Origin of the sequence: Micromonospora sp. ALFpr18c (genome assembly GCF_008868155.1) — a bacterium.
Classification (GTDB): Bacteria; Actinomycetota; Actinomycetes; order Mycobacteriales; family Micromonosporaceae; genus Micromonospora.
On sequence record NZ_WBKR01000335.1, the window covers coordinates 1 to 3,396 of the forward strand.

2 protein-coding genes are annotated in these 3,396 nt (G+C 73.1%); one reads left to right on the forward strand and one right to left on the reverse strand.

Translation table 11 applies throughout. The features are described 5' to 3' along the window. The first annotated feature begins 262 nt into the window (after positions 1-262). Positions 263-2,176 (forward strand): glutamine--fructose-6-phosphate transaminase (isomerizing), encoded by a 1,914-nt coding sequence (glmS, locus tag F8271_RS30620; protein WP_151493273.1) that lies wholly within the window; start codon positions 263-265, stop codon positions 2,174-2,176. Between the two features lie 58 nt (positions 2,177-2,234). On the opposite strand, the gene F8271_RS30625 is transcribed toward glmS, so the two are convergent. Continuing rightward, a partial coding sequence (locus F8271_RS30625) for an alpha/beta hydrolase (RefSeq protein WP_151493274.1) occupies positions 2,235-3,396 on the reverse strand: 1,162 nt, incomplete at its 5' end.

Here is a 3,396-nt window from a genome sequence, read left to right on the forward strand (position 1 = left end):
CGGCGGGTTCGGCGCGTCGGACATGGCTGCTCCGGGCGGGAGTGGGTATGGGACGAACGGGCCATCGAAGGGACGCGCCGAACCCGCCGAGAGACTGTCCTAACCCCGCGTCTCGGCGCAACCCCGTCGCCGGTCACTGCGCCGCGTGGCCTGTGACGCTCGTCCCGTTGTGCCCCTCCAGGTGCCGATCGCTCAGATCCCGTGCTCGATTAGCCGACTTTCGAGCACCCACGATGAGCGAAACTGGGTTAGGCTGCGGGCCATGTGTGGAATCGTGGGATACGCGGGCGCGCGCCCCGCACTCGGGATCGTGCTCGACGGGCTGCGGCGGCTGGAATACCGCGGCTACGACTCGGCGGGCGTGGCGATCGTCTGCGACGACCAGCTGCTGACCGAGAAGAAGGCCGGCAAGCTGGCCAACCTGGAGAAGGTGCTCTCCGAGCGGGCCGCCGGCAACCCCGACGACTGCGCGGCCAGCCCGATCGGCATCGGTGACGGCACCACTGGCATCGGGCACACCCGCTGGGCCACCCACGGCGGCCCGACCGACCGCAACGCCCACCCGCACGTCGCCCCCGACGGCCGGGTCGCGGTGATCCACAACGGCATCATCGAGAACTTCGCCCGGCTCCGCGCCGAGCTGGAGGCCGACGGCGTCCAGTTCGTCAGCGACACCGACACCGAGTGCGCCGCCCACCTGCTCTCCGCCGCGCTGGCCGACCTGCGCGCCGCCGGCCAGCCGGACAGCCCGCAGCTGCTCGCCGCCGGCATGCGGGTGGTCTGCCAGCGGCTGGAGGGCGCGTTCACCCTCCTCGCGGTGGACGCCGCCGTGCCCGGCGCGGTCGTCGGCGCCCGGCGCAACTCGCCCCTCGTGGTCGGCCGCGGTGACGGTGAAAACTACCTGGCCAGCGACGTGGCCGCGTTCATCGAGCACACCCGGGAAGCGGTCGAGCTGGGCCAGGACCAGATCGTGCTGATCACCGGTGACAGCATCGAGATCACCGACTTCGACGGCCAGCCCGCCGCCGGCAAGGACTTCCACATCGACTGGGACTCCTCGGCCGCCGAGAAGGGCGGCTACGACTGGTTCATGCTCAAGGAAATCGAGGAGCAGCCGCAGGCCATCGCCGACACGCTGCTGGGCCGGCTCACCGAGAGCGGCGAGATCGCCCTCGACGAGGTCCGCCTCAGCGACCAGGATCTGCGCGACGTCGACAAGATCTTCATCGTGGCCTGCGGCACTGCCTACCACGCCGGCATGGTCGCCAAGTACGCCATCGAGCACTGGACCCGGATCCCGTGCGAGGTGGAGCTGGCCAGCGAGTTCCGCTATCGCGACCCGGTGCTCGACCGGTCCACGCTGATCGTGGTCATCTCGCAGTCCGGCGAGACGATGGACACCCTGATGGCGCTGCGCCACGCCAAGGAGCAGAAGGCCCGGGTGCTGGCCATCTGCAACACCAACGGCTCGACCATCCCCCGTGAGTCGGACGCCGTGCTCTACACCCATGGCGGGCCGGAGATCGCCGTCGCCTCCACCAAGGCGTTCCTCACCCAGGTCGTCGCCTGCTACCTGATCGGCCTGCACCTGGCCCAGGTGCGTGGCATCAAGTTCGCCGACGAGGTGGGCGCGGTGGTCGCCCAGTTGCAGGAGATTCCCGGCAAGCTGCGCGAGCTGCTCGACCGGATCGAGCCCGTCCGCGAGCTGGCCCGGGAGCTGAAGTCCGAACCGACGGTGCTCTTCATCGGCCGGCACGTCGGCTACCCGGTGGCCCTGGAGGGCGCGCTGAAGCTCAAGGAGTTGGCGTACATGCACGCCGAGGGCTTCGCCGCCGGTGAGCTGAAGCACGGCCCGATCGCTCTGATCGACAAGGGCACCCCGGTCATCTGCGTGGTGCCCTCGCCGGTGGGCCGGGGCATGCTGCACGACAAGGTCGTCTCCAACATCCAGGAGGTCCGGGCGCGCGGCGCACGGACCATCGTGATCGCGGAGGAGGGTGACGAGGCGGTCGTCCGGTACGCCGACCACCTGATCTACGTGCCGCGTACGCCCACCCTGCTGGCTCCGCTGGTCACCACGGTGCCGTTGCAGGTGCTCGCCGCCGAGATCGCCGCCGCTCGGGGGCACGACGTGGACCAGCCCCGCAACCTGGCCAAGTCGGTCACCGTCGAGTAGCCAGCACCGTCGCTGCGAGCCCCGGTCACCCGTACAGGTGGTGGCCGGGGCTCGACCGTCAGCGGCCCAGCACGACGCGGGCCATCCCGTCCAACGCCGGGTTGCCCGGCTCCCAGTAACCGGCGTGCCCGCCGCGGCCACTGGGGAACACCCGGCCACCGAAGCCGGGGTCGGCCGGGTCGCGGCCGAACCACAACTCGTGCGCGTTCCGGTCGGGCCAGCCCAGCACCGCGGCGAGCGGCGCCACGCCGAGCAGGGCACGCCGGCCCAGCTCGTCGACCGGTCGGGCCAGCCGGATCACGTCGTCGGGGGCGCTGCTCGCCCAGACCTGCCCGGGTGGAACACCCAACTCGGTGGCGTGCGCCGCGCCGACCCCCGGTGAGCCGACGAACATCAGCGCGTCGGCGGCCAGGCCGTGCTCCCGGGCCGCCACGCCCACCACCAGCGACCCGTAGCTGTGCCCCAGCACCGTCTGCCGGGCTGGTGGCCCCTCGTGGCTGGCCCGCATGCCCTCCTGGAAGCGGTGCAACGCCCCGCCGGCGTCCCGGGCCTGCTCGGCCGAGGCCGCCTCGGTCAGGAAATCGGGAGCGTCGTAGTCCAACCACAGCACGGCCGCGCTGCGCTCGCCCGGGGCGAGCGCCGCGCACCGGTCCAACACGCGGGCCGCCCGACCCAGCTCACCGGGGGCGTCGTCCAGGCCGGCGGTCATCCCCGGCACGTAGGTCAGCACCCGATCGGCGTGGTCCGGGTCGCCGAGCGCCACCACCACCCGGCCCTCACCGGCCGGGTCCAGCCCCAACAGGTACGCCCGCGGCTCCCCGGCCGCCAGTCGCTCGGTGAGCGCGTCCAGGCCGGCCAGCTTCGCCGCCACCGCCCGCAGCCGCAGCGACGCGACCGGCCCCGGCGGCACCCGGGCCAGCAACCGTCGACGCTCGGCCAGCAGCTCCTCGCGCCGGACGTCGAGCCGCAGCCGGTTCGCCTGGTCGCGGGCGGTCACCGGCACCCCGTCCAGGCTGCCGACCAGGGCCGGTTCGTGCCCGACCAGCCACCGTCGCTGCGCCGGGGTCAGCCCGGACCACCAGGCCCTCACCAGGGCCGGTGTGGCACCGGGCGCGGGCCGGCCCGGTGGCGGCGGCGACGCCCAGCCGGAGCGGGCCGCCCGGGCCAGCTCGTCCAACCGGTCTGCGGCCGCCCGGTCCGCCGCATCGGCGCAGCCGAGC

Coding starts and splice junctions, on each gene's coding strand:
- glmS (WP_151493273.1), top strand. CDS start 263: ATGTGTGGAATCGTGGGATACGCGGGCGCGCGCCCCGCACTCGGGATC.